At 71.2% G+C, this 26119-nt stretch carries 23 protein-coding genes, 1 pseudogene and 1 riboswitch; of the genes and pseudogenes, 10 read left to right on the top strand and 14 right to left on the bottom strand.

Annotation, left to right across the window (positions count from 1 at the left end; translation table 11 throughout):
* Positions 1–15: 15 nt before the first annotated feature.
* From ADK86_RS23545 to ADK86_RS43235, 4 genes are all read left to right on the top strand, one after another.
* Positions 16–789 (top strand): cobalt-precorrin-6A reductase, encoded by a 774-nt coding sequence (locus ADK86_RS23545; RefSeq protein WP_053698369.1) that lies wholly within the window; start codon positions 16–18, stop codon positions 787–789.
* Positions 790–1029: 240 nt separating this feature from the next.
* The gene (locus tag ADK86_RS43240; RefSeq protein ID WP_159393924.1) at positions 1030–1281 is read left to right on the top strand and encodes a hypothetical protein; all 252 of its coding nucleotides are present in this window, start codon (positions 1030–1032) and stop codon (positions 1279–1281) included.
* Positions 1282–1296: 15 nt separating this feature from the next.
* On the top strand, positions 1297–2946 hold the full coding sequence (locus ADK86_RS41255; protein ID WP_159393923.1) for an alpha/beta hydrolase: 1650 nt from the start codon (positions 1297–1299) through the stop codon (positions 2944–2946).
* Positions 2943–3548 (top strand): hypothetical protein, encoded by a 606-nt coding sequence (locus ADK86_RS43235; protein ID WP_159393922.1) that lies wholly within the window; start codon positions 2943–2945, stop codon positions 3546–3548. Before ADK86_RS41255 ends, ADK86_RS43235 begins: the two co-directional genes overlap by 4 nt.
* Positions 3549–3766: 218 nt before the next feature.
* Here ADK86_RS43235 and ADK86_RS23535 read toward each other — a convergent pair whose 3' ends face one another.
* A complete protein-coding gene (locus ADK86_RS23535; protein WP_324611409.1) occupies positions 3767–4753 on the bottom strand; it encodes a hypothetical protein in 987 nt (328 codons plus the stop codon).
* Between the two features lie 374 nt (positions 4754–5127).
* Positions 5128–5601: a hypothetical protein gene (locus tag ADK86_RS23530; protein WP_053698387.1), complete on the bottom strand. Its 474-nt coding sequence runs from the start codon at positions 5599–5601 to the stop codon at positions 5128–5130.
* 63 nt (positions 5602–5664) lie between these two features.
* On the opposite strand from ADK86_RS23530, the gene ADK86_RS23525 reads away from it, so the two are divergent.
* Genes ADK86_RS23525 through ADK86_RS43885 form a run of 3 tightly spaced genes read left to right on the top strand, consistent with a single transcriptional unit; the run spans position 5665 to position 6814 of the window.
* Positions 5665–6114, top strand: coding sequence for a recombinase family protein (locus ADK86_RS23525; protein WP_234345981.1), 450 nt, complete (start codon positions 5665–5667; stop codon positions 6112–6114).
* A gap of 27 nt (positions 6115–6141) precedes the next feature.
* Complete coding sequence (locus ADK86_RS41250) at positions 6142–6687, top strand: glycine-rich domain-containing protein (RefSeq protein WP_199834458.1); 546 nt, start codon at positions 6142–6144, stop codon at positions 6685–6687.
* Entirely contained in the window at positions 6662–6814 is a 153-nt protein-coding gene (locus tag ADK86_RS43885; protein ID WP_199834457.1) for a hypothetical protein, read from the top strand. Before ADK86_RS41250 ends, ADK86_RS43885 begins: the two co-directional genes overlap by 26 nt.
* A 48-nt stretch (positions 6815–6862) precedes the next feature.
* Here ADK86_RS43885 and ADK86_RS23520 read toward each other — a convergent pair whose 3' ends face one another.
* The 3 genes from ADK86_RS23520 to cobG are packed head-to-tail and all read right to left on the bottom strand — an operon-like array spanning position 6863 to position 10489.
* The gene (locus ADK86_RS23520; RefSeq protein WP_053698367.1) at positions 6863–8407 is read right to left on the bottom strand and encodes a precorrin-2 C(20)-methyltransferase; all 1545 of its coding nucleotides are present in this window, start codon (positions 8405–8407) and stop codon (positions 6863–6865) included.
* A complete protein-coding gene (locus tag ADK86_RS23515) occupies positions 8404–9036 on the bottom strand; it encodes a precorrin-8X methylmutase (RefSeq protein WP_053698366.1) in 633 nt (210 codons plus the stop codon). Before ADK86_RS23515 ends, ADK86_RS23520 begins: the two co-directional genes overlap by 4 nt.
* 19 nt (positions 9037–9055) lie before the next feature.
* A complete protein-coding gene (gene cobG / locus ADK86_RS23510; RefSeq protein ID WP_053698365.1) occupies positions 9056–10489 on the bottom strand; it encodes a precorrin-3B synthase in 1434 nt (477 codons plus the stop codon).
* 105 nt (positions 10490–10594) lie between these two features.
* A riboswitch (cobalamin riboswitch) is annotated at positions 10595–10667 on the top strand.
* Positions 10668–10723: 56 nt separating this feature from the next.
* Here cobG and cobN point away from each other — a divergent pair.
* Positions 10724–14395: a cobaltochelatase subunit CobN gene (gene cobN, locus ADK86_RS23505; RefSeq protein ID WP_053698364.1), complete on the top strand. Its 3672-nt coding sequence runs from the start codon at positions 10724–10726 to the stop codon at positions 14393–14395.
* 112 nt (positions 14396–14507) lie between these two features.
* Here the strand turns inward: cobN and ADK86_RS23500 are convergent, their stop codons facing one another.
* The 4 genes from ADK86_RS23500 to ADK86_RS23485 all read right to left on the bottom strand — a co-directional run bounded on the left by ADK86_RS23500 (position 14508) and on the right by ADK86_RS23485 (position 18003).
* Complete coding sequence (locus ADK86_RS23500) at positions 14508–15842, bottom strand: LCP family protein (protein ID WP_053698385.1); 1335 nt, start codon at positions 15840–15842, stop codon at positions 14508–14510.
* A 238-nt stretch (positions 15843–16080) separates the two neighbouring features.
* Positions 16081–16227: a hypothetical protein gene (locus ADK86_RS23495; protein WP_234345979.1), complete on the bottom strand. Its 147-nt coding sequence runs from the start codon at positions 16225–16227 to the stop codon at positions 16081–16083.
* A 371-nt stretch (positions 16228–16598) separates the two neighbouring features.
* Positions 16599–17564: a M56 family metallopeptidase gene (locus ADK86_RS23490; protein WP_053698363.1), complete on the bottom strand. Its 966-nt coding sequence runs from the start codon at positions 17562–17564 to the stop codon at positions 16599–16601.
* A 7-nt stretch (positions 17565–17571) separates the two neighbouring features.
* Complete coding sequence (locus ADK86_RS23485) at positions 17572–18003, bottom strand: BlaI/MecI/CopY family transcriptional regulator (RefSeq protein ID WP_053698362.1); 432 nt, start codon at positions 18001–18003, stop codon at positions 17572–17574.
* Between the two features lie 171 nt (positions 18004–18174).
* On the opposite strand from ADK86_RS23485, the pseudogene ADK86_RS41245 reads away from it, so the two are divergent.
* Positions 18175–18669: pseudogene (locus ADK86_RS41245) on the top strand (TerD family protein); the annotation flags it as partial.
* A 151-nt stretch (positions 18670–18820) separates the two neighbouring features.
* Here ADK86_RS41245 and ADK86_RS23475 read toward each other — a convergent pair.
* Both ADK86_RS23475 and ADK86_RS23470 read right to left on the bottom strand, forming a co-directional pair.
* The gene (locus tag ADK86_RS23475) at positions 18821–19276 is read right to left on the bottom strand and encodes a tellurite resistance TerB family protein (protein WP_053698360.1); all 456 of its coding nucleotides are present in this window, start codon (positions 19274–19276) and stop codon (positions 18821–18823) included.
* A gap of 226 nt (positions 19277–19502) precedes the next feature.
* On the bottom strand, positions 19503–20885 hold the full coding sequence (locus tag ADK86_RS23470) for an alkaline phosphatase (protein WP_053698359.1): 1383 nt from the start codon (positions 20883–20885) through the stop codon (positions 19503–19505).
* A gap of 382 nt (positions 20886–21267) precedes the next feature.
* Here ADK86_RS23470 and ADK86_RS23465 point away from each other — a divergent pair, with 382 nt between their 5' ends.
* Positions 21268–21759 carry a DUF6344 domain-containing protein gene (locus tag ADK86_RS23465; RefSeq protein WP_053698358.1) on the top strand — a complete coding sequence of 164 codons (492 nt, stop codon included), beginning with the start codon at positions 21268–21270 and terminating at the stop codon, positions 21757–21759.
* A gap of 16 nt (positions 21760–21775) precedes the next feature.
* Here ADK86_RS23465 and ADK86_RS23460 read toward each other — a convergent pair whose 3' ends face one another.
* The 3 genes from ADK86_RS23460 to ADK86_RS23450 all read right to left on the bottom strand — a co-directional run bounded on the left by ADK86_RS23460 (position 21776) and on the right by ADK86_RS23450 (position 26051).
* The gene (locus tag ADK86_RS23460; RefSeq protein ID WP_053698357.1) at positions 21776–23644 is read right to left on the bottom strand and encodes an MFS transporter; all 1869 of its coding nucleotides are present in this window, start codon (positions 23642–23644) and stop codon (positions 21776–21778) included.
* A gap of 173 nt (positions 23645–23817) precedes the next feature.
* Entirely contained in the window at positions 23818–24420 is a 603-nt protein-coding gene (locus ADK86_RS23455) for a GNAT family N-acetyltransferase (protein WP_053698356.1), read from the bottom strand.
* A gap of 326 nt (positions 24421–24746) precedes the next feature.
* Positions 24747–26051 carry a sensor histidine kinase gene (locus ADK86_RS23450; RefSeq protein WP_063789064.1) on the bottom strand — a complete coding sequence of 435 codons (1305 nt, stop codon included), beginning with the start codon at positions 26049–26051 and terminating at the stop codon, positions 24747–24749.
* Between the last annotated feature and the right edge of the window lie 68 nt (positions 26052–26119).

The following is a 26119-nucleotide window of genomic DNA, read 5'->3' as shown; positions in this document are numbered from 1 at the left end:
AGAAACCCGCCCGCCATGAGCGCCCCCGCCGGCTCCGTACGCCGCCCGCACGTCCTGATCCTCGGCGGTACGACCGAGGCCCGCACCCTGGCCGCCGACCTGGCGGACCGGCTCCCCGGCCTGCGCGTCACCACATCCCTGGCGGGTCGGGTGGCCGCGCCCCGGCTGCCGGCCGGAGAGGTCCGCATCGGCGGATTCGGAGGCCCGGACGGCCTCGCACACTGGCTGCGCGAGCACGCGGTGGACGCGCTCATCGACGCCACCCATCCCTTCGCCGGCACGATCAGTTTCAACGCGGCGCAGGCCGCCGCCACCGCCCATGTTCCCCTGCTCGCCCTCCGCAGGCCCGGCTGGGTCCCGGAGCCGGGCGACACCTGGCACCCGGTGACGTCCCTGACCGAGGCCGCGGCGGCCCTCCCCGACCTCGGCCACCGCATCTTCCTCACCACCGGCCGCATGGGCCTCGCCACCTTCGCCCACCTCACCGACCAGTGGTTCCTGGTCCGCTCCGTGGACGCCCCCGAGCCACCTTTCCCGCCCCGCACGGAGGTCCTTCTCGACCGGGGCCCCTTCACCCTCGAAGGCGAACGCGCCCTCCTCCAGGAGCACCGCATCGACGTCCTGGTGACCAAGGACAGCGGCGCCGCGGCCACGGCCCCGAAGCTGAGGGCGGCGCGGGAGGCGGGGGTGCCGGTGGTGGTGGTTCGTCGCCCGGCCGCGCCGGAGGGGGTGCCGGTGGTGGAGACGGTGGGGGATGCCGTGGGGTGGGTGTCCGCCACCATCCACTGACCCTTTGCTGCTCTACCCCAAAACACTTCACACGCCACGCCTGAGTACACGTACTCAGGCGTACCGGGGCGACAGAAGCTACCTTTGGCCGTTGCCCTGAGCCCGAGTATGACCGGCTCGGCGCAGGGGGCGTCGTGACAATTGGGGGAAAGAGTGTTCTGGGACAGTAAGGCAGATCCGAAAACGCTGAAAGCGGTTGCTGCCCAAGGTGATGAATTGCGGTCCGGCACGGTGCGAGGCGTGAGTGAGCTGGACGCGGCTCACCAGAAAATACCTTCGGAGGCCGAGGGATTTGCCTTCGCGCAGGAACTGCTGAAGATCGAGCGATCGTGGTGTGAACGACTTGGTCTCGTGGCTGACGAATGTGGTTCGCTGAGTCAGCTGCTGAGAGAGACCGCAGGCCGGTACGAGAAAAACGAAGAGCACACGACAGAAGCCTTCGCGGTTGGCGGCGGTAAGCAGCCCGTTCTGCGCGACAATCCTTTTGGGTGATTCATTATGGTGACGATGAGGCAGTTGGAAGACCTGCGTTTCGGGGCGTTGAATTCCGCCAAGGGGGCATGGCAGCAAAGTTCCACCAGGTGGGGTGGATATCACGATCTTGTCGAAGGCCGCATGATCAAGCCTCTGGACCGTGACTGGAGCGGGATGGCGGCAGACATGGCTACGCCGCAGTTCGTGAACCTGGGTGACAACTATCGCTTTGCCAGTCAGGAAAGTGTGCTCATAGAGACACTGATAGACGGTGTCGTAACCGAGCTCCAGCAGCAGCAGAAGAACTTGGCGGAGGTGTTGGACAAGGCGGCGCGAACCGGATTCCGAGTGAGCGAAAAAGGTGAAGTGAACTTCGCCGACGAGGCTGACATCCCCACTGGTGATCCCGACGCGGGAGTTCCCGAGCAGGAACAGGCGAGAAGGGCAACCGAGGCGGCCATAGCAACGATCCTGGCCGAAACTGTGAAGATCGATGTCCGATACCGCGATGCCTTCGCGAAGTTGTCTGCGCGGCGTGACCTCAATGTGGACAGTCTGGAATCATGGGAAGATTCCGGAGCTGTATCGAAGGCGGCTGGGAAAGCCATCGGTATGGACGACATACCGACGAAGGGTACGGACCCTTCCGAGGTGCGTACCTGGTGGAATAAGCTGAGTCCGGAGGAGCGTGCTGAGTACCTCGCGTTGCGTCCCGATGTGATCGGAAATCTCGACGGAATCCCGGCCAAGGCCAGAGATTCCGCGAACCGCGCGTACCTGGACCAATTGATAGCCATTGATCAACGCTATGCGGGCACCAAGCCGCTCCCGGAAACCGAAGCGCAAGCCTACGAAGGCTACCTAGCCATAAGGAGCCGGCTCGACAAGGATTCGGGCAAGGAGCCGGAACCGCTTCTGCTGGGCCTGGGACGAGAAGGGCAGGGGCGGGCCATCCTCTCGTACGGGAACCCGGATACGGCGGACAACGTATCCGCTTACGTTCCCGGCACGAATTGCCGTCTTTCGAACATCGGCGGTGGAGACGGGACGCGGGCCAAAGATATTTGGAAAGCTTCTCACAAGGCGGATCCGGGACGGAGTACGGCCTCCATTGTGTGGCTGGGGTACGACGCTCCGCAGGCCGAGCCATCGCTGGTTCCGGATTTCTCAGTGGCGGGTGAAGATCGAGGGAAGAAGGGCGGTGAAGACTTCAACAAATTCCTGAATGGAATCCGGGCCAGTCACGAAGGGGGACGTCCGCATATAACGGCAATTGGGCACAGTTACGGCTCCTTTACGGTTGGTCAAGCGGCACAGAGCGACGAATCGGCTGCGGACGACGTCGTTCTGGTGGGGAGCCCGGGCACGGGTGCGCAGAAAGCAGACCAGCTCGGCGTGGGAGCTGATCATGTCTGGATCGGTTCGGCTGAGAATGATCCGATAACGCACCTGCCCAGTAAATATGAGCCAGTCGGTGTGGTGCTGGATCCGCATGAGCTGTGGTTCGGTCAGGACCCGGCCAGTGAGGGATTCGGCGGTCAACGGTTCCGCGTGGCCCCCGGTACTATAGGTGACTCCCACTCAAACTATTTCGATAAGGAAAAGGGTGGTGACTCCCTGGAGAATATCGGCAAGATCGTTTCTGGGCACGGGGCGGATGTCACGCGGGAGGGGCGACGGTGAAACAAGTAACTCGGGCGCTGTGCGGTGCGGCGGGGGCGGTGTTGAGTGTCGCGCTGCTCGCTGGTTGTTTCGTCGGCGACGCGGGAGCCAAGGGGGAAGCGGGCGACATTCAAGATCCGTATAAAGTTGGAAAGCATTTGGATGTGCTGCTGAACAGTGCGACATCAGCAGTCAAGCCCTCGCTCAAGTGGCGGGACGGGGCAACGGAAACCCAGCCGCTGAACCACAAGGTGACCAATAAGCCGGACGGAACCGTCGTCGTTTCGAAGACCAGGTACATGAGAACGAAAGTGGCCCGGAGCAAGGTTGATGCACTGGCGAACTCTGTACAAGATCACTGCAAAGGCAAAGGTTACAAAATAACCAGCGTGAATCCGAAGGAGCCGTCTTTCGTGGCCCTCACTTCGGACGGTTACTCTCTCAGGTTTTCCGTCGGGGCGCCGGGGAACGTCTACCTCGACGCAGCCGGTCCACCCGCAAGGGACCCCGGGACCAGCGGAGAAGATACGCTCCCTGGGCTGGAAGGTGACACGTTTCCCAAGGATGCCAAGGGACAGCCGGACATCATGCCCGATCTTGAGGACACCTACTGGTCCCATTGAAAACCCGCCACCCTGAGTCTGGCCGCCCGGCACGCAGAGCGGCCCGTTTCGGTGAACAGCCCTGCCGTTGCCGTGGGGCGGGCAGGCGGGGACGACCGGGCCGTGGTCGGTGGCGATGAGGTCGGTCAGGGCCTGGCGCTAGGCGGCGGAGGTTGTGGTCGTGGTGGGGTGCAGATTTCCCGTGTGCGGGACAGGAGATGGCCGGTGAACGAGCCGATCTAGCGCATGGTGAGGAAGTGGTCGTCCAGTTCCGTCACGAAGCGTTCGCCATGCCAAGGGCGTAGCGCGTGACGAGTTCTGCGGAGACGCAGGGTGGGGACTCGGCCGCCGGTGGCGGACACTTCATCAGCGCAGGTGTGCAAGAGCGCGGTGCCCTCGACCGGGTTACCCGAGCGGATGCGGGCCAGGGCCTGGTCCGCGGTGATGATCCAGCGTTGCAGGCGGTCGCGGGGGTTCGTCAGGGCTGCTGTCGCATCGGCGAAGTGCGGCTCGGCTGTTGCGGCGTCTCCGGTGTGGAGAGCGCACAGGCCCTCGAAGCCCCGGAGGTGGCCGGGGGAGAAGCGCGCACGCAACGGGTCGTCCCTGGTGGTGTCGCCGATGTCGTACCGAGCCAGGGAAAGGGCCGTCAGTGCTTGGCTCCGGTCACCGGAACGGGCTGCGATCTCGGAGTGCAGGGCATGGGCTCGGCTCCGTACGGCCGGGTTGTCTCCCGTTCGCGCGTCTCGGATCGCGGCCTCGACGAGCACGCGGGCGGTGTCGGTGCCGGGCGTGGCGTAAAGCGTGACGAGGGCGTGGCTCATGTGCACGACCGCGCGGCACCAGGTGGGGAGGTGGCCGGCAACCTCGGTGGCCTCGGTGTACAGGGCACACGACGCGGCGTCGTCGTACGTCTCGAAGGCGATGCGGCCGGCGAGAGTGAAGGCCTGAGCCGCGACGGTGTGGAGGCCGCGAAGTGCTGGGGGCGGAAGTTCGCTCGCAAGGAGGCGTCGGCAGGTCTCCAGGACGGGGGACAGGAGTAGTTGGAGCCGGACGAAAGGGAGAGAGCCTACGTGGTGGTTCGTATCGTCGACTGCTGCCTGAAGGTCGTTGATGAGGGATGTGTCGGTTCGAGCGGGATCTTCGAGAGCCGCGGCGATCGTTGCTCGGGCGTGCGGGCCGACGAGAGCGTGCAGGCTGCCGGCTCCGACGGTCACGGTGCGTGCCACCAGGACGCGCAGCTCCGCGAGTTGACGTTCGGCCCTCGCCGTAATGGGCCAGTGCGGTGAGGAGTTCGGAGAAGTCGCTGCCGGTACCGATCTGAGGGGAGCCGTCGGCGCGGCGTGCGTAGAGGTGAGCCAGGAGGAGTTGGTAGTGGTGGCTGGGGTGGACGGGAGAGGCATCGCTCTCCCAACGGGCGATGCAGCGTTGTACGTTCGCCGACGAGGCGGTGAGAGGGATGCCCAACTGCGCGGCGATGTCGCAGAGGCATCGGGACAGGCCGGCCAGGGACCAGCCGCGGGATTTGCGCAAACGCTTCAGTGTGCGGGCGCCGACGGCGGTATCACGCGCGTTCATGGCCACATGATGCCCCTGCGGGGCATCAGATCGGCACGATGAGACGGGGTTTGCCTAGAACGGCAGTATAGTTGAGGGTTTGCCAGGTCCCGGTTTTTGCAGACGGGGTCGACTCACCCTGGATTGTCTGTGGGAATCCGATGGTCAGTTCACTTCGGTCCACCATCCAGCGGTTACGTGCGTGATATGCGGCGGAATGCAGCGAGGGCGCTTTCAGCTCCACGATTTCGGTGATACGGCTACGGCACCGGGCAACAGCCTGCTGGGCCTCTTCCGGTTGGTCTTCGAGGGTCGCCGGCATCACCACGGTGATGGCGGAACGAGTGTGGGCTGCCAGCCACAGCAAAGCCAGGGAATCGATGCCCTTCGCACCACCGACGAAGAAGTGCGTACGGAGGGTGGCGAAAGGGGCGAGGTAGGCGGCGAAAGTCGTGTCGTACCACTGGTCCGAGTGGTGGCCGGTGGTACGTGTTCCGGTGATGGTGATGGACCTGGGCATGATCACCTCCGTGTCACAGATTGTCGTCTGCCGCATCCGCGGCAGCCGCGCTGGAATCGGTGCATGGACACAAAAGCATCGTCGTCACAAGGTGCGGGCGCTTGTAACGAGAACATCCGGATCGGTCCGGCACGGCCGGTCCCGCCGCTCGCCTTCATCTATGACCGCAGCACGACGAGGTCGCACAACCTCCTGGACCTGCGCCTCACCGGTTGCCAGAACTACGCCGCCCGGTGGGGCTGGGAAGTGGTCGGCACGTGGGTCGACCTCGGTGACCACGCCCTCGAAGCCCGGCGACCGCAATTCGGCGAGCTGATCCATGCCATGCGGACTCAGGCGGACAGGCGGAAAGTGATCTGCCTGGTGCACAACTGGGGACGGCTGGCCCAGGACGGTGAGGTGCGCTCGCGACTGCAGCGGCGCGTGGCGGAAGCGGGCGGGTGCACCGCGACGACCTTCGACGAGTCGGACGAACGGCGCCGGGCCGTGCTGTCCGGCGTGGGCTGTTGGTAGGCCGGACGTCACGTGGAGGGAACACGCATGAAAGACCCAGCACGCGCACTGCTGCCCGCATCGGAATTCCTGGCCGTGAGCGAGACCATCGCGGCCGGGAATAAGGGAATGCCCAAGGCCACGGCTGAGCAGGTCCTCGTACAGGCATTGGCATTCGTCGCCACCGCCGCTCGGTATCGGGGCGCGGCCATTGCGCCGTCGCGTGTCGTCGACGAGGGCTGGCACGCGCTGATTCTGCACACGGCTCCGTACTCCGCGCTGTGTCGGCGGCTCGGCGGTTTCGTCCACCATTACCCGCAGCCGCCGGATCCGCAGCGTCAGTCGCAAGCAGTCATCGACCACACGACTGCACTCATCACGGAGGCCGGTTTCGTCGTCGACGGGGAACTGTGGCTCAGGCCTGCCGAAGGCTCCGTACCGGTGGCCGCTGATTGCGGACATACGCCCCCCGGGGGCTGCGGACCGATCGGGCCGACACCGCAGCCCGGTCCCATGCCCAGGAACCCGGGACAGTTGCTGTGCGGTGCCGACAGCCAGGAGGTGGCGCGTGGAGTGGATCGATCCGCGCTATGAGCAGGTCGTCGAGGACCTGCGGGCCCGGGAGCGGGCCGAGGTGGCGGAAGGACTGGAGCCTCGGCTGCTGAGGGCGTTCGTCGTGCCGGTGACCGTCTCGGAAAGCGAGGGCACGGATACGGGGTGAACCGGCGGGCGGGCCCGGACACCCACCCGGGCCCGCCCGCTCACGTCCTCACTTCTCCGGATACCGCCTCGGCGTCCACACCGTCTCCCGGTCGTCCTCCGGGGACCGCCGTACCGACTCCGTCTGCGACGAGCCGATCAGCAGGATGGTGCGCATGTCGACTTCCTCGGGGGCCAGGGCGGACAGCGGGACTACGCGTACGGATTCGGTCGGGCCGCCCACGTCGCGGGCCATGACGACCGGGGTGTCGGGGGAGCGGTGTTCCAGGAGGAGTTCGCGGGCCTTGGCGACCTGCCAGGTGCGGGTGCGGGAGCCGGGGTTGTAGAGGGCCATCGCCAGGTCGGCGGTGGCGGCAGCGCGCAGGCGGTCGGCGATGACTTCCCACGGCTTGAGGCGGTCGGAGAGGGAGATCACCGCGTAGTCGTGGCCGAGGGGCGCGCCCGCGCGGGCGGCTGCGGCGTTCGCGGCGGTGACGCCGGGGAGGACGCGTACGGGCACGGAGCGGTAGGGCTCTTGGGCGGCCACTTCCAGGACGGCTGTCGCCATGGCGAAGATGCCGGGGTCGCCGCCTGAGACGACCGCGACCCGGCGGCCCCGGCGGGCCAGGTCGAGGGCGAGTTCGGCGCGTTCGGACTCGACCTTGTTGTCGGAGGCGTGGCGGGCCTGGCCGGGGCGTACGGGGACGCGGTCGAGGTAGGTGGTGTAGCCGACGAGGTCGGTGGCGGAGGCGAGGGCGCCGCGGGACTCGGGGGTGAGCCACAGGGGGCCGGCCGGGCCGGTGCCGACGACCACGACCGAGCCGGCGGCCGGAGGGGGCGGCGGGGTGGCGATGCGGCTGGGGACGACGGCTACGGAGAAGTAGGGGACGGAGGACGGGTCGACGGAAGCCAGAGGCGCGGTGCGTTCGCCGGGCATCGTCGCGCGTTCGACGTAGTCCGCCTCCGGGAGGCGGCCCGAGTCGGTGAGGGCCTGGTGTACGGACGGGAACGTGCGGCCGAGCTTCATGACCACGGCGGCATCCGTGGCGGCGAGGCGGGCGGTCAGTTCCTCGGTCGGGAGGGTGCCGGGGAGGATCGTCAGCACCTCGTCCGCCTCGCACAGGGGCTTGCCCAGGCGGGCTGCTGCCGCGCTGACGGACGTGACGCCGGGGATGACCTCGGTCTCGTAGCGGTCGGCCAGGCGCTGGTGCATGTGCTGGTACGAGCCGTAGAAGAGCGGGTCGCCCTCGGCGAGTACGGCGACGGTGCGGCCAGCGTCGAGGTGGGCCGCCAGGCGGGCGGCGGCCTCGGTGTAGAAGTCGTTGAGGGCGCCTCGGTAGCCGTCGGGGTGGTCCGTGGACTCTGTGGTGACCGGGTAGATCAGGGGCTCTTCGAGGTGGTCCGGGCGGATGTGGCGCTCGGCGATGGAGCGCGCGATCGAGCGGCCGTGCCGGGCGCTGTGGTACGCGATCACGTCGGCGGCGGCGATGACCTCGACGGCGCGCAGGGTCATCAGGTTCGGGTCGCCGGGGCCGAGGCCGACTCCGTACAGACGTCCCGGGGCGGCCCCGGACTGCTCGGCCGTGCGGCCGGGGGTGGTGTGCTGCTCGGTCACTCTTCCACGCTCGCTATCGCGTTGATCGCCGCCGCGGCCATCGCGCTGCCGCCGCGCCGCCCGCGTACCACCAGGTGTTCCAGGCCGGACGGGTGCTCGACCAGCGCGTCCTTGGACTCGGCGGCGCCGATGAAGCCGACCGGTATGCCGAGGACGGCGGCCGGGCGGGGTGCGCCCTCCTCGATCATCTCCAGGAGGCGGAACAGGGCGGTGGGCGCGTTGCCGACGGCGACGACCGCGCCGTCCAGGCGGTCCCGCCACAGTTCGAGGGCGGCGGCGCTGCGGGTGGTGCCCATGCGCTTCGCCAGGTCCGGTACGGACGGGTCGGCGAGGGTGCAGATCACCTCGTTGTCCGCGGGCAGCCGCTTGCGGGTGACGCCGCTGGCGACCATGTTGGCGTCGCAGAGGATCGGCGCGCCGCCCCGCAGGGCCTCGCTCGCGCGGGCCACGACCTGCGGGGAGTACGCCAGGTCGCGTACGAGGTCGGTCATGCCGCAGGCGTGGATCATCCGGACGGCGACCCGGCTGACGTCCTCGGGCAGCTGCGCGAGGTCCGCCTCGGCGCGGATGGTGGCGAAGGACCGGCGGTAGATCTCCGCCCCGTCCTTCTCGTAGTCGAACTCGCTCACTGTGTTTCGTTGCCCTCGGTCATGTCGTGGTGGGGGTCGTGCGGGTGGCCGCGCGGGCCGACGCGACGGCGTCGGCGAGGCGGCCGGGTTCGGTCGTGGGGACGGTGGTCGCGGCGGCCGCCCCGTCGCGGGTGCCCCGTACGGACACCTCGTAGGCATCGCCGGTGGCCACGACATCGACCCACGCGCCGTGCGGGTGGCCGCAGCGGCGCGCGCAGCCCGACCAGTGGACGGGCAGCGGCTCGGTGCCGCCCCCCGCCCGCAGGGTGGCCACCGCGTCCACCCGTACGTCGGCGAGGGACTTGGCGCAGCCGGGGCGGCCGGTGCAGGCGCCGAGTCCGTACCAGGGGGAGGCGGGATCGGTGACCAGGCCGGTCGCCGCCAGTTCGCGCAGTCTGGGACCGGCCGTCTCCGGGGACAGGCCGGGCAGCACCACGCCGCGCCAGGGTGTCATACGGAGTTCCCCGGCCCCGTCCTGGGCGGCGATGGCGGCCAGTACCCGCAGGTGGGCGCTGGTGAGGCGGCCGAGGGGGGCGAGGAGGGAGAGGGCCCGGGTGCCGTCGGGGGCGGTGACCTGGCCCGGCCGGGGCGGGGACGGCTGGGCGGGGGCCGGGGGCGTGGCGGTCGCGTAGGGCTCCGCAAGGTGCGTACGCAGGTGTACGCGGACCGTCGCCGCCTCGTAGCCCGGCGGGAGTTCGCGTACGCGCCAGGAGCCGTTGCCGGCTTCCCGGGCGACGGTGAGGAACGCTTCCGCGGCGGCCAGGGCCGTGCGCGGCGCGTCGTGGCCGGGCAGCCGCAGCGCCTCCGTGTCGTCCCCGACGCGCAGCAGCGCCGTACCGCCCGCTTCTGCGATCAACGTCACATCGGCACCGAGCGCGGCCACGTCCCCGCGGCCGTCGTCCAGCGCGAAGAGGAAGCGTCCGGAGAGGGCGGGGGCCGTCGGGCTCGCGCACAGGAGGCGGTCCAGTTCGCGGGCCCAGTCCTGGACGGCGGCGCCGCTGTCGGCGCCCTGTCCGTCCAGTCCGGCGAGCGGGGAGGCGACGATGTTGCGGACGCGTTCGTGCTGGTCGGAGGGGAGGAGGCCGGCGGTGCGCAGGAGGCCGGCGAGGGGCGCGGCGCTGTCGTCGCCGAGGCCGCGCAGCTCCGCGTTGCCGCGGGAGGTGAGGGAGAGGTGGCCGTCGCCGAGGCGGTCCGCCGCGTCGGCCAGGGCAATCGCCTGATGGGACGTCAGACGCCCTGCGGGCAGGCGGAGTCGGGCCAGGTGTCCGTCGGCGGCCTGGTGCAGCCGCAGCGCCCCGGGGCAGGCGTCGCCACGGTCCCGTACGACGGCGTCGCCACGGCCCTGTACGCGGGCCTCGCGGACACCGCCGGCGCAGGCGTCACCGCCATCCCGTACGAGGGATTCGTCCCGATGCGGGGGGATCGCGGGGGTGGGCGGCATGGCGGCGAGCATACCGACGATGGCTCGGGCGGTCCCCCGCCCGGCCGCCGGCGGCAGCCCTTACTATGCAGGTCGGTGGGTCAGCTGGCTCACCGGACGCCAGCGACGGCGCCAAGGGAGGAAGCCCGGTGGAAATCCGGCGCGGTCCCGCCACTGTGAGCCCGGCCACCGCCGGGCGAGCCAGGAACTCCCGCCGTCCGTGAACACCGCCCGGGGCGCGGACCCCGAGGAAGGCCAGACGCCGCCATGATCCTGCTGCTGTCGACGTCCGACACCGACCTGCTCAGCGCACGCGCGGCCGCCGGCCCCGTGCCGTACCGGCTCGCCAACCCCGCCCGCCTCGACCTGGCGGAGCTGCCCGGCCTGCTGGAGGGCGCCGACCTGGTCGTCGTCCGGCTCCTGGGCGGCCTGCGGGCCTGGCAGGAGGGCCTGGACCAGCTCCTCGCCGCCGACCAGACCCGCCCCGTCGTGGTGCTCACCGGCGAACAGGCCCCGGACGCGCAGCTCATGGAGGCGTCCACCGTCCCCATCGGCATCGCGGCCGAGGCCCACGCCTACCTGGCGCACGGCGGCCCCGCCAACCTGGACCAGCTCGCCCGCTTCCTGTCCGACACCGTGCTGCTGACCGGCCACGGCTTCGAGCCGCCGGCCGCCGCGCCCTCCTGGGGCCACCTGGAGCGCTCCAAGCACCTGGCGGCCGAGGCGCGTACCGGCGGCGAGGTCGTGGCCCGTACGGACGACACGGGCGCCGCGACCGGCCCGCTGGTCGCCGTGCTCTACTACCGCGCCCACCACATGAGCGGCAACACCGCCTTCGTGGAATCGCTGTGCGAGCGGATCGAGGAGGCCGGCGGGCGGCCGATGCCGCTGTTCGTGGCCTCGCTGCGGGCGCCCGAGCCGGAGCTGATCGAGGAGCTGCGGGCCGCCGACGCGATCGTGACGACCGTGCTGGCGGCGGGCGGCACCAAGCCCGCCGAGGCGTCGGCCGGCGGCGACGACGAGGCGTGGGACGCGGGCGCGCTGGCCGCGCTGGACGTGCCGATCCTCCAGGCCCTGTGCCTGACCGGGCCGCGCAGCGCCTGGGAGGAGAACGACGAGGGCCTGTCCCCGCTGGACGCCGCCAGCCAGATCGCGGTGCCGGAGTTCGACGGCCGACTGATTACCGTTCCGTTCTCCTTCAAGGAGACCGACGAGGACGGCCTGCCGGTGTACGTCGCCGACCCCGAGCGCGCCGCCCGGGTCGCCGGCATCGCCGTCCGCCACGCCCGGCTGCGCCACATCGCCCCCGCCGACAAGCGCCTGGCGCTGGTGCTGTCCGCGTACCCGACCAAGCACTCCCGCATCGGCAACGCGGTCGGTCTGGACACCCCGGCGAGCGCGGTGGCGCTGCTGCGCCGCCTCCGCGAGGAGGGCTACGACTACGGGGACGAGCCCGTGCCCGGCCTGGAGTCCGGCGACGGCGACGAGCTGATCTACGCGCTGATCGAGGCGGGCGGCCACGACCAGGAGTGGCTGACCGAGGAGCAGCTCGCCCGCAACCCGGTCCGTATCCCGGCCGCCGACTACAAGCGCTGGTACGGCACGCTGCCGCAGGAGCTGCGCGAGCAGGTCGAGGAGCACTGGGGCCCGCCGCCCGGCGAGATGTTCGTGGACCGCAGCCGGAATCCGGACGGCGACATCGTGCTGGCCGCCCTGCGCCGCGGCAATCTGCTCATCCTCATCCAGCCGCCGCGCGGTTTCGGCGAGAACCCGATCGCGATCTACCACGACCCGGATCTGCCGCCGTCGCACCACTACCTGGCCGCCTACCGCTGGATCGCCGCCTCCCGGGAGGACGGCGGTTTCGGCGCGGACGCCATGGTCCACCTGGGCAAGCACGGCAACCTGGAGTGGCTGCCCGGCAAGAACGCCGGCCTGTCCGCCGCCTGCGGCCCGGACGCGGCCCTCGGCGACCTGCCGCTGATCTACCCGTTCCTGGTCAACGACCCGGGCGAGGGCACCCAGGCCAAGCGCCGGGTGCACGCCACGCTGGTCGACCACCTCGTACCGCCGATGGCCCGCGCCGAGTCGTACGGCGACATCGCGCGCCTGGAGCAGCTGCTCGACGAGTACGCGGCGATCTCCGCCATGGACCCGGCGAAGCTGCCCGCGATCCGCGCCCAGATCTGGACGCTGATCCAGGCCGCGAAGCTGCACCACGACCTCGGTCTGGAGGAGCGCCCGGACGACGAGGGCTTCGACGACTTCCTGCTGCACGTCGACGGCTGGCTGTGCGAGGTCAAGGACGCGCAGATCCGCGACGGCCTGCATGTCCTCGGCAGCGCGCCCGCGGGTGAGGCGCGCGTCAACCTCGTCCTCGCCATCCTGCGCGCCCGGCAGATCTGGGGCGGTACGTCCTCGCTGCCGGGCCTCCGCGAGGCGCTGGGCCTGGACGAGTCGGCCGCGACCCGTACGACCGCCGACGAGGTCGAGGAGCGCGCCCGCGGCCTGGTGCAGGCCATGGACGACGCGGGCTGGGACCTCGCGGCCGTCGAGCGGGTCACCGCCGAGCTGCCCGAGGCGCAGCGCGAGCCGGTGGCGGCGATCCTCGCCTTCGCCGCGCGCGAGGTCGTGCCGCGCCTGGCCGCCACCACCGACGAGATCGACCACGCGGTACACGCGCTGGCCGGCGGCTTCGTCCCGGCCGGCCCGTCCGGATCGCCGCTGCGCGGCCTGGTCAACGTGCTGCCGACCGGCCGCAACTTCTACTCCGTGGACCCCAAGGCGGTGCCCAGCAAGCTCGCCTGGGAGACCGGCCAGGCCCTCGCCGACAGCCTCCTGGAGCGCTACCGCACCGACCACGGCGACTGGCCGACCTCGGTGGGCCTGTCCCTGTGGGGCACGAGCGCCATGCGGACGTCCGGTGACGACGTCGCCGAAGCCCTCGCCCTGCTCGGCATCCGGCCCGTCTGGGACGACGCCTCGCGCCGCGTGACCGGCCTGGAGCCGATCCCGGCGGACGAACTCGGGCGCCCGCGCATCGATGTGACGCTGCGTATCTCCGGCTTCTTCCGCGACGCGTTCCCGCACGTCATCGGCCTGCTGGACGACGCCGTACGGCTCGCCGCCTCCCTGGAGGAGCCCGCCGACGCCAACTACGTCCGCGCCCACGCCCAGGCCGACCTGGCTGCGCACGGCGACGAGCGCCGGGCCACCACCCGGATCTTCGGCTCCCGGCCCGGCACGTACGGCGCGGGCCTGCTCCAGCTCATCGACTCCCGCGACTGGCGCACCGACGCGGACCTCGCCGAGGTCTACACGGTGTGGGGAGGTTACGCGTACGGGCGCGGCCTGGAGGGCTGCCCGGCGCGCGAGGAGATGGAGACCGCGTACAAGCGCATCGCGGTGGCGGCGAAGAACACCGACACCCGCGAGCACGACATCGCCGACTCGGACGACTACTTCCAGTACCACGGCGGCATGGTCGCGACCGTCCGCGCCCTCAAGGGCACCGCGCCCGAGGCGTACATCGGCGACTCGACGCGGCCCGAGACGGTCCGTACCCGCACGCTGGTCGAGGAGACCTCCCGCGTCTTCCGCGCCCGCGTGGTCAACCCGCGCTGGATCGAGGCGATGCGCCGCCACGGCTACAAGGGCGCCTTCGAACTCGCCGCGACGGTCGACTACCTCTTCGGGTACGACGCCACGACCGGCGTCGTCGCCGACTGGATGTACGACAAGCTGGCGCAGACGTACGTCCTCGACCCGGAGAACCGCGCCTTCCTCCAGGAGGCCAACCCCTGGGCCCTGCACGGCATCGCCGAACGCCTCCTGGAGGCGGAGTCGCGCGGCATGTGGGCCGAGCCGGACAAGGAGACCCTGGCCGCGCTCCGGGAGGCGTTCCTGGAGACCGAGGGCGATCTGGAGGAGCAGGGCTGACGCCCTGTGTGACGCCGACGGCGGAGCGCCGGGCAAGCTGAGCGATCAGCCTGCCCGGCGCTCCGCCGTATCGCGTGTGCGGGGGCTCAGCCCATCGCCACGTGCCCGGACCTCAGCCCGTCGTGGTGAACCCCTCGCCGACCGTCAGCGTCACCACATCCGTCCCCGCGGCCGAAGCGTCCGACGCCTTCTCCGTCTTCACTCCCGCCAGCCGGGCGGAGAGCACCTTCGCCTGCGCCTCCATCGACGCGGGGTAGGTGATGGCGGTCTCCTTGGCGCCGGGGGCCGCGTTGCCGGTGGAGACCACCGAGAAGCCCATCTTGCGCAGGTCCGCCGCCGCGCCGGCCGCGTAGCCGGGCGTGCCGGTGCCGTTGAGGACCCGTACCTTCACCGAGCGCGCCGTGACCAGCTTCTTGGCCTCGGCGGCCAGCTTGTCCTTGTCGACTTCCCGGTCGTGCGCCAGGTCGCTGAAGAGGTCACCGGCCTGCGGGTACTGCCACACCACATTGGCCTTGTCGGTGGGCACGTCCGCCTCGCGCGAGTAGTTCGGCACGGTCAGGAACGTGAGCCGGTTGCTGGGGATGTCCTTGACCGTGGAGGCCAGCTCGGACAGCGGCTTGACGCCCGCCAGCTCATTGTCCGTGGTGATCGACTTGGTGGCCGAGTCGAGGAAGTCGTACAGCGCGCCGGGGCTGGTCAGCTTGGACTGCGCCTTCTCGCCGAGCGCCTTCATGAACTCCTGCTGGCGGCCGATGCGGCCGAGGTCGGAGCCGTCGCCGACGCTGTAGCGGGTACGGACGTAGCCGAGCGCCTTCTCGTCGCTGACCTCCTGGCAGCCCGCCTCCATGTCGAGGTGCGCCTTCTTGTCGTGGATCGCGGTCTTCGGGCACACCTTTATGCCGCCCAGGGCGTTGACCATGCCCTTGAAGCCCTGGAAGTCGACCGAGACGAAGTGGTCGATGCGCAGCCCGGTGTTCTTCTCGACCGTCTTGATCGTGCAGGCCGCCGCGTTGCCCACGTCGCCGCTCTCGCCGCCGATGGTGAACGCTTCGTTGATCTTGAAGTGGTGGGGCTTGGACTTGCGGCCGTTGCCGCTGTCGCAGGACGGGATGGACACCCAGGAGTCGCGCGGGAAGGAGACCGCGGTGGCCCACTCGCGGTTGGCGGCGATGTGCAGCACCATCAGCGTGTCCGACTGCATGGTGTCCAGGTTCTTGCCGTACTTGGCGTTGGCGCCCGCGCGGCTGTCCGAGCCGACGACGAGGATGTTCTTGGAGCCGGGGCTGAGGTTGGCGGGGCGGTCGCCGCCGAGGCGGCTGCCGACGTCCGCGCCGTGGATGTTGCCGTCCAGCTTGAAGTAGATCCAGCCGCCGACGCCGGCCGTGATCAGCAGCAGCAGGCCGAGGATGCCGCCGGTCCAGGCGAGGATGCGGCCGCGCCGGGTCATCCGGGCCTTGCCGGGGCGGCGGCCGCGGCCGGAGCCGGAGCCCGCGGCGCGGCGCGAGCGGCCGGGGCCCGGGCCGGAGCGGTCGGCACGGCGGGAGCGGGGACCCGGCACCTCGGGGCCGCGGGTGTCCGCGGCGGGGCCGGTGCGGCCGGTGGGGCCGGAGGTGCCGTTCTGGCCGGAGGTCGCGCCCCGCCGGGGCCGGTTCCTGTCTTGCACGCCTATTGGTCCTTCTGGTGCGTCAGATGCCCGCGCTCGGCAGGACGAGCATGCGGTCGGGGTCGTACGGAAACCACTGCGGGCAACTGCCGCTGCTGCCGCGCATCGTACGCAACCTGCACCACAGTTCGCCTGCCCCGTCCCGCCACCAGGCGCTGATGCGGCCCAATTCCCATCCGCCGCCGGGATGTTGCAGCTCCACCGGCTGGTAAACCCATCGCACCTCCGCCTCGGGGGGAGGCCCGCCCTGCCGCGGGGGCCCGCACCTCGTCGTCATCTCCCCCTCCCGCCGGGCCGGTTGCGCACGTTCTGGCGCACTCTACAGCCAACTTCTACAGCACTGTAGAAGTATGATGGTGTGGGGCGGATCACATCGTAGGGGAGGTGTCCGGGGCGGCACGCGCGGGGGTGCGGAGCGGGGAAGACGGCCGGGGCCGCCGCCGGGCCGCCTGGCGGGCCGTCATCTTCCTTCCGGCCGGGGCCGTACGCAGGTGCGCTGCTCGCACCTCGGGATCGCCCCGTGTCCCGACGTGTGCGTACTCAGAGCGGGGTGGCCGCCTTGAGGACGAGGAAGAGGGCCACCGCCGCGTTGAGGGAGGAGAGGGCCGAGGCGGCGGTGCCTGCGGCGGCCACCAGGGCGGCCAGGCCGGCGGGGGTGAGGGCGGGGGGCCAGCTGCGGGCCGTGGGGGCCGGGCCGAGGAGGGCCGCCACCCGGCGCGGTACGGGGCCCGGCTCCGGGGCGGCGAAGCCTGCCAGCAGGGGGCTGGGCGCGGGCCGGGAGACCAGTGCGGCCTTGCCCACGGCCCGGGCGGTCAGCCGCCGGTCGCCGACGGTCCGCGCCGCCTCCTCGTCGGCCCAGCGCTCGGCGCTGAAGGCGACCGCCGTACGCAGCGGCAGCAGGAGCGGGTTGGCGCAGCCGGCCAGCCGTACGGCGAGCTGGTAGCGGTGGTGGCGTTCCGCCAGGTGGGCGCGTTCATGGGCGAGCAGCGCCCGGCGCTCGTCGCTGTCCAGGCTGTGCAGCATGCCGCGGGAGACCGCGATCCGGCCGGGGCGCGCGGGCCTGCCGGGGCGGGCGGGCAGGCCGGGTACGGCGTAGGCGTACGGGCTGTCGTCGGGCAGCACCGCCAGTTCCGTACCGGACGGCAGCCCGTCCAGCGCCTGGTGCGTACGGGAGCGGACGCGGTAGTGGCGGCGCAGCTCGGTGCCGCAGGCGGCGAGGACGGCGGCGAGCGCCGCGATCGCGGCGCTGCCCGCGACCTCCGCGAGCGGCACCGCGGCGCGCACCTCCGGATCGGACCAGCCGTCCGGCAGCGGGTTGCCCGGCAGCTGGGCGGTGCCCACCACCATCAGCAGCGCCAGGCACAGCGTGCTGCACACACCGAGGACCACGGCCAGCGCGGTCAGCAGGCGGGTGGTGCTGCGCGGGTGCAGGTGCTGGCCGGCGAGGCGGGCGATCGGCAGGGCGGTCAGCGGCAGCACGAGCGGGAGGAAGACGAAGACGCCCATGGGTCAGTCAGTCTCCGGAGCTCTCGGCCGCTCCGGGGCCACCGGTGGCGCGCTCCAGCAGAGTGCGCAGCAGCTGCTCGTCCTGGGCGGACAGGGCGGACACGAAGCTGGCCAGTACGGCGTCCCGGTCGGTCTCGCTGTCCAGTACGCGGCGCATCCGCAGCGCGGCGAGCCCCGCCTCGTCGGCGGCCGGGGTCCACACATAGGACCGGCCGACGCGTTCGCGGGTGACAGCCTTCTTGGCGTGCAGGCGGGAGAGGATCGTCATCACCGTCGTGTACGCGAGGTCGCCGCCGAGGTGGTCCTGTACCCAGGCGGCGGTGGCGGGCCCGGGGGAGTGGTGCAGGGCGGCCAGTACCTGTGCCTCCAGCTCGCCCTGGCCCCGGCGGCGCGCGCGGTCGCGCCCGCCCGGATGGCCGCCGAAGGGGTCCCCGTTCATGCCGTAGCCTCCCGTTCCGTGCCGGACGCCCCGCGGCGGCGGGGCGTCGCCGAATCCTACTGAGCAGGCCGGGAACGTGTCCCGCCCTTCGTTCGTCATCCTCTACAGCACTGTAGAGATTGTGGCCCGCCGCACAAGGAGGCCACACACCCCGACCCGGGAGGAACATCCATGGGAGTCTCGCTGGCCAAGGGCGGCAACGTCTCGCTGTCGAAGGAGGCGCCCGGCCTGACCGCCGTGACGGTGGGCCTCGGCTGGGACGTGCGGACCACCACCGGCACCGACTACGACCTCGACGCCAGCGCCCTGCTGTGCAACGAGTCGGGCAAGGTCGTCTCGGACCGGCACTTCGTCTTCTACAACAACCTCACCAGCCCGGACGGCTCGGTGCAGCACACCGGCGACAACCTCACCGGTGAGGGCGAGGGCGACGACGAGTCGATCAACGTGAACCTGGCGGGCGTGCCCGCCGAGGTCGCCAAGATCGTCTTCCCGGTCTCCATCCACGACGCGCAGAACCGCGGCCAGAGCTTCGGCCAGGTCCGCAACGCGTTCATCCGCGTCGTCAACCAGGCCGACGGCACCGAGCTGGCCCGCTACGACCTCACCGAGGACGCCTCGACCGAGACCGCCATGGTCTTCGGCGAGCTGTACCGGCACGGCGCGGCAGCGCCCCCCGCCGGGCCGGAGCCGCCCCTACGGGCGGGACCGGGTACAAGGGGGGCCCCGGGGGGTGTGGGCCGGGGGCCCGCCGCCGTATGCCGGAGCCTCGTACCCGGGCCTCGTACCCGGGTCTGGTGCCCGGACCGGGCTCGGCTCAGAGGTCGAACTCGGCCGGCGGAATGTCCAGCGCGTAGCAGACCTCGCGCACCACGGCCTGCTCGGTCTTGTCGAAGTCACCGTCGGCGCCGCCGATGACGATGCCGATCTGGATGACGGCACGCGCCTCGACCGGCTTCTTCTTCACCTTGCCGATCTCCTGCATGAGGCCGACCTTGCCGAAGTCGAAGTCGGCGGTCAGCTTGTCCAGGTAGTCGTCGAAGCGGCGGCGCAGGTCATCGGCGGAGAAGTTCTGCAGCACCTCGTTGGTGGCGATGAGCTGGGCCACCCGCTGCCGCTCGGAGGGGTCGACGTGTCCGTCGGCGGCGGCGACGAGCGCGCACATCGCCATGCTCGCGTCCCGGAAGGCGCCGCTCTTCAGTTCGTTCTTCTTGGCGACGAGCTGGTTCTGCATCGTCTGGGCGGAATCCTTGATCCGGTCCCACAGAGCCATGTGGATCTCCTTGTCGTTCCCGCGGGGTGCCGCGCACCGCTCGCCATCGAGTAATGCGCAAGCAAAATCTACAGCCTTGTAGATTCTCGCGGGACACGGCCCACCGCGCGGACGCACACATGCGGAGGGCCGGGGCATCGGCCCCGGCCCTCCGCACCCCCCGTCCCCCGTTCCCCCGAAAGCCCCCCTCGGGTTCAGGTGGTGGTCAGGCTCGCCGCCCGCCCCCTCACCGCAGCCGCAGCGCGGTGCGGATCGTGGTGAACAGCTGCGTCTGGTCGGTGACACCGAGCACGCGGTACGCCTGCGGGCCCTGCGCGGCGATCCGTACCTGCGTACCGGTGTGCTCCTGCGACTGGCCCGGCGTGTTGGTCGAGTAGTTGACCTTCAGCTTGCCGCCCTCGTCCGTGACGAGCGTCGAGGAGAGGCCGGGCGGGTTGGCCTCCAGCGGCACGATCTGGCTGGAGTGGCCGTGGTCCGCGGTGGTGACGACGAGCGTGTCCGGGTGCTTGGCGGCGTAGTCCCGCGCCACCTTCACCGCGCGGTCGAATGCGGCGGTCTCGCCGATCTGCCCGCAGGGGTCGGCCGCGTGGTCCTGCTTGTCGATCGAGGCACCCTCGACCTGGAGGAAGAAGCCCTTGTCCCGGCCGTGGCCGCGCTGCGACTGCTGCTTCTTCTCCAGCAGCTGGATGGCCTTGGCGGCCTGCTCGTCCAGCGCGGGTGTGCCCTTGGGCCGGTTCGGGTTGCTGGTGGTGCAGCGCTGCGGGTCGGTGCCGCCGACGGCGGCGGGCTTGCCGGTCCACTCCACGGGCACGTTGCCCGGAGCGAACAGCCCGAGCACCGGCTTGCCGCCCGCGACGCTCTTGACGCGCTGGAGGCCGTCCCGGTCCGTGACGACCTGGTAGCCCAGCTTGCGCGCCTGCTCGGCCACCGTCAGACCCTTGTACGGGCCCTCGGTGATCTTCTGGTCGAAGCGCTGCCTGCCGCCGCCGAGGAGCACGTCCACCTTGTGGTTCACGCTCTGCTCGGCGATCGAGCCGGGGCCGCCCTTGCTGATCTTGTCGGTGGGGCACTTGGCCATGTCGGCGGGGCCCTGGCAGCTGCGGTCGGTGGCGTGCGAGGCGAGCACGGCCGGGGTGGCGTCGGTCAGCTCGGCGGTGGTGACGGACCCGGTGGCGTAACCGTTCTTCTGCGCCAGCTCAAGGATCGTCGGCAGCGCCTTGTCGGTGTCCGGCGTCTTGGATATCCGCCCGTTGACGGTCTTGTGGCCGGTGGCCCAGCCGCTGCCGCTGGCCGCGGAGTCCGTGACGTAGTCCGGCTTCTTGTTCTTGTCCACGGCGTACGTCGTGTAGGCGCCGGTCAGCGGGAACTTGTCCATGTTCAGCCGTCCGGCGGCCCCCACGGTGTAGTCCCGGGCCAGGGTGATCTCGCTGTCCCCCATCCCGTCACCGATCAGCAGAATGACGTTCTTCGCCGACCCGCCCCGGATCGCCCGCTCCGCCTGGTGCTCGGACCCGAAGGCGGCGGCCCCCGCGGGCACGGCCGCGGCGGCGGCGAGCGCCACGGCGGCACCGGTGATGACGCTGCGACGGGACAGGCGCAGTCTTCGCATGAGTACTCCTCTTCGCTCGCCGGCCGTGTGCCGACGCGCTGAAGCCCACCAGCCCCCGGTGAACCGGGGGTGACGGCTGTGCGGCGTCTTGGCCGCCGCGGGGGCAACGGGGGGTGCGCGGTGGGGCGGTACGGGAGCGGAAGCGGTGCGGACGCGGCCTCGGGAAGTCCGGCCCCACTCCGCCGACCGAGTGGTGTTCATCCGAAGAACGGCGAATCGCGGGCGAGGGTCCTCGTGTTCTCGGGCCGCCTACACATCATGAGGAAAGTACGCAAATCGGTCATCGGGACAAGCGTCTGTACGGCGCTGGAACACCGCCTCCCCGCGGTGCCGCCCGAGGGCCGGGGAATGACCGCAGGACCGAGCAGAGAAGAGAGGGATCATGGCCGCCACCAAGGTCACGAGACTCTGGGCCGCTTTCGTCGTCGTCATCGTCAAGGTGCTTGCCGCGCTGGGCTTCCGTACGCCCGCCACCGGCACTGGCACCGCCACTGCCGCCACCACCGCTCCGGTCGCCGCCCCGGCGCCGGTTCCCGCCGAGACCGGGGACGGCCGGGCCGCCCTGCCGGTCGAGACCGATACCGGGGAGCCGGTGGGTGCACGGGGCCGTGGGGCCGAGGACGTACCGGCCTTCGCGCTGCCCCGTATGCGGTACGGGCGGATTCTGCCGCCGACGATGAAACAGCGCATCCGGGCGGAGGCACACGGTGCGGCGCCCAGTTCGCGCAGTGTGCCGGTCGAGTTGTCCGACGCCCCGTACACGGGGCCGGTGGGCGCGCCGCCGGCCCGTCCGGTCAGCGCGCCGCCCGCCCGTGCGGTGAGCGTGCCGCAGGCCCGCCGGCCCGAGCGCGAGCGGCAGCTCTGCCCTGCCTGAGGCCGGCTCGACGGGCTTACGTCCGCGGCCTTGTGGCGGCGGCCTCCTGGGTGAGGTCGAAGTCGAGGCGGCGTTCCCGGTCACCGGGGGCGAGCGTGACCCGGTCGGCGTGCGGCGGGTAGCCGGCGGCGGTCAGGGTGTAGGCGCCGGGCGCGAGACCGGTGACGGCGAAGGAGCCGTCCGGTCCGGTGACGGTGTGGGCGGCGGGTGCGCCGTCCGGTCCCTGGAGAGTGACGACGGCGTCCGGCAGCGGGCGTCCGTGCGGGTCCCGTACGGTGCCGCGGAGAGCGGCCGGCGGGAGCATCGGCGTGGTGGCGTCGGTGGTGCCCGCGGGGTCCGCGTCCCGGGTGACCCGTTCGAACGCTCCGGTTTCCGCCTCGCTGCGGGCCAGCAGCCGCGGCGTACCCGGCTTCGGCTGGGACGGAAGGAACGCCGCCAGGACGAGGCCGATGGCCACGGCGCCGGTGGCGATGGCGAACGAGACGCGGAAGCCGGCCATGGTCGCTACCGTCACGGCGCCCGCCGGGGCGGACAGATGGGCCAGGACCATGCCGATGACCGCGCTCGACACCGAGGTGCCGATGGAGCGCATCAGGGTGTTCAGGCCGTTGGCGGCGCTGGTCTCGGACGGGTCGACGGCGCCGACGATCAGGGCGGGCAGCGAGGAGTAGGCCAGACCGATGCCCGCGCCGACCACGACCGAGATGATCACGGTCTGCCAGGGGGCGCTCATCAGGCCCAGGCCCGCGCCGTAGCCGATGGCGATGACGAGCATGCCTAGCATGAGGGTGGCCTTGGGGCCGCGCCGGGCCGAGATGCGCGCGTACACGGGCGCGGTGAGCATCATCGTCAGGCCGAGCGGTGCCACGCACAGGCCCGCGACGACCATCGTCTGGCCCAGGCCGTAGCCGGTGGACTTCGGGAGCTGGAGGAGCTGCGGCAGGACGAGGGAGATCGCGTAGAAGGCGACGCCGACCATGATGGACGCGAGGTTGGTGAGCAGCACCTCGCGGCGCGCGGTGGTGCGCAGGTCCACCAGCGGGGCGGTGACGCGCAGTTCGTAGACGCCCCACAGGAGCAGCAGGGCGACCGCGCCGCCGAACAGCCCGAGGGTGGTGGGCGAACCCCAGCCCCAGTCGCTGCCCTTGGTGATCGGCAGCAGCAGGCAGACGAGTCCGCCGGTCAGCCCGATGGCGCCGAGCACGTCGAAGCGGCCGGTGGCCCGTACGGACGACTCGGGGACGCAGACGACGCTGAGCAGCATGGCCAGGACGCCCAGGCCCGCGGCGCCGAAGAACAGCGCGTGCCAGTCGGTCTGCTGGGCGACCAGGGAGGCGGCGGGCAGCGCGAGGCCGCCGCCGACGCCGATGGAGGAGCTCATCAGCGCCATGGCGGAGCCGAGGCGTTCGCGCGGCAGCTGGTCGCGCATGATGCCGATGCCGAGGGGGATGGCCCCCATGGCGAAGCCCTGGAGCGCCCGACCTATCAGCATCGTGGCCATGTCAACCGTGAAGCCGCAGATCAGCGAGCCGACGACCATGAAGGCCAGGCTGGCCAGCAGCATCCGCCGCTTGCCGTAGAGGTCGCCGAGACGGCCCATGATCGGAGTGGCCACGGCGCCGGTGAGCAGGGTGGTGGTCATCACCCAGGTGGCGTTGCTCGGCGCGGTGGCCAGGAGGACCGGCAGGTCCTTGATGACGGGAACCAGCATCGTCTGCATGACGGCGACGACGATGCCGGCGAAGGCGAGGACGGGGACGACGGCGCCGCCCGCGCTCCGCCGGTCCCCTTGTGACGCGTCGTGGGGTGGCTCGGTGGGTGCGGGCAGCGGGTGCGCGGCGGTGGACGCCGGTTCCCCGGCGAGCTGGTCCGTCGTCTGCGGCATACGTGCGGCCTCCGGTCGGTGCAAGTGGATGCCCCTTGAACGCTTTTGGCGGCGTGGACATTCCAACGTGTCCCGTAAAGGCGGTACTCGGTTCTGCCAGGGAGCACGGACCGTCCCCGCGTACGGAGGCCGGGCGCACGCCGTCAGTCGGTCGCCGTCGCCGAACCGCCTTGTCAGGGACCGGGCTTGCGGGACATGGACCAGGTGCGCGGGCCGCCGCCGGGCAGGACGCACTCGGCCGTCACCTCGAAGCCGAGGTGTTCGTAGAAGCGCACGTTGCGCTCGTCGGAGGTCTCCAGGAAGGCGGGCACGCCCGCCGCGTCGGCGGCCTCCAGTCCGGGGCGGATCACCGCGCCGCCCAGCCCCCGGCCCTGCCGGTCCGGGTCCACGCCGACCGAGCCGAGGAACCACACAGGCCCGGTGGGCCGGTGCGGGCCCAGCGCGGCCTCGGTCTGCGCGGAGATCTCGGCCCGGTCCCCGGCGATCTCCGCGAACAGCGGTCCCAGCTCGGCGAACACGCTGCCCGCTTCGGCGGTCTCCGGCGTGGTCCACACGGCCACCGCGGCACCGCCGTCGGCCACCCACACCCGGCCGTGCTCCAGGCCGATACGGGTGACGAACAGCTCGTTGAAGCGGTGCAGCCGGTCGAGGTGGTCGTCGGCCGCGATGGTGTGGCGGGTGAAGGGGTAGTCCGAGAAGGCCCGCTGGAGCGTGCGCAGGGCCCGGGGGAGGTCGTCGTGGGTGGCGGGGCGGACTGCGGGGGTGCTCATGGTCATGGGTGACACCGGTTCGGTCGGACGGACACGCCTTCGGAACAGGTAGCGGGGTGCTCGTACGGCTGTGGTGCGGCCGCCGCGTACGGGCCTGGCGAGGCGGTGCGGAGGAAGTGCGGGACGTGTCAGGAGCGACACCCCCCGGCGGTCGTGTCTCAGGTAATAACACGCCCTGGGGCTTGGCAAGTTCCTGGTGAGGGAACGCCGGGTTCCGTACGGGGCGGGCCATGCGTTCAGGCCACTGGAAACGGCGGACGGCAGCCCCCGCCACATGCGCCGGGCCCAGGTCGTCGTGCGACCTGGGCCCGGCATGGGGGGAAGGGGATGGTTCAGGGCATGACCGTCAGCGCGCAGGGGATCTGGAGGCTGACGGTGGTGGGGCCGCCGACCGGGCTGCTGATGCCGAGGGTCCCGTCGAAGGCGGCCAGCCGCCGCTGGACCCCCTGGAGGCCGGTGCCGGACTCCAGGCCCGCGCCGCCGTGGCCGTCGTCGGTCACGCTCACCGCCAGCGCGTTGGCCCGGTACTGGATGTCGACGAGCACCCGGCGCGCCCCGGAGTGCTTGGTCGCGTTGGCCAGCAGCTCGCACACGGCGAAGTAGGCGGCCGACTCCACGGCCGGCTCCGGGCGGGCCGGAAGGTTGGCGGTCACCTGGACCTGGAGGCGGCTCTCCAGCGCGAGCGAGCGGACGGCGTCCACCAGGCCGCGGTCGGCGAGCACCGGCGGGTGGATGCCGCGCACCAGGTCGCGCAGCTCCTCCAGGGCGCGTACGGAGGCGTCGCGGGTCTCGGCGAGCAGGGTGCGGACGGCTTCCGGGTTCTCGTCCAGCAGCGATTCGGCGGCGCCCAGCTTCATGCCCATCGCGAGCAGCCGGGCCTGCGCGCCGTCGTGCAGATCGCGCTCGATACGGCGGATCTCGGCGGCGGAGGAGTCGACGACGTCGGTACGGGTGCGGGCCAGGTGCTCGACGCGCCGCCCCATCCGGGCCTTGGCGGTGGGCGCCAGCAGGGAGTGGGTGATCCGGGCGTGCAGGCGCAGCACGTACGGGGCGATCAGCAGGCCGACCGGGATCTCCAGCAGGCCCAGGCCGCCGGCGATCCAGGCGGAGTCCTGGCTGCGTACCGGCACGAACATGTACCAGGTGCCGTCCCACGCCTGGATGACCGGCTCCCAGATGAACGGGAGCAGGATGCCGAACAGGCCGTGGACCAGGGACGCGAACGGAATGATCGCGAACAGGCCGGTGACCGTGACGGCGCACTGGGCCCACAGCATGTCGCGCCACGTCGCGCTGTCGGTGAAGATCGCCTCGCACTTGCGCCAGGCGCCCTTCCAGCCGCCCTCGGCGCGCGGCGCGGGAGCGTACGGCTCGGCGATCCGTACCCCGGTGTTGCCGGTCAGCCGCCGCTGGGCGTTGGCGGACCAGCGCAGCGCCGCGACCAGCCCCGGTACGAGGAAGAGGCCGAAGCCCAGGAGCGTCAGGGACATCCCGACGATCGCGAACCACGCGAGGAAGACGGCCAGCAGCCCGAGGAAGAACATGGTCAGCCCGCGGCCCATGGCTATCCATCCGGCGGTGAACCAGTTGCGTCCCTGGCGCGCTGGCTGGACGTCGCTGTGCGAACCTTCGGTCATCTCATTCGTCTCCGTGTCTGTGCTCGGTGCAGGGCGTTCCCGGCGGCGTGCGTATCCATCTTCGGGCG

Source organism: Streptomyces sp. NRRL F-5755 (assembly GCF_001279365.1).
Taxonomy (GTDB): domain Bacteria; phylum Actinomycetota; class Actinomycetes; order Streptomycetales; family Streptomycetaceae; genus Streptomyces; species Streptomyces rimosus.
Note: the sequence above shows the minus strand (reverse complement) of the source record. Positions and strands in the feature narration are given on the sequence as shown.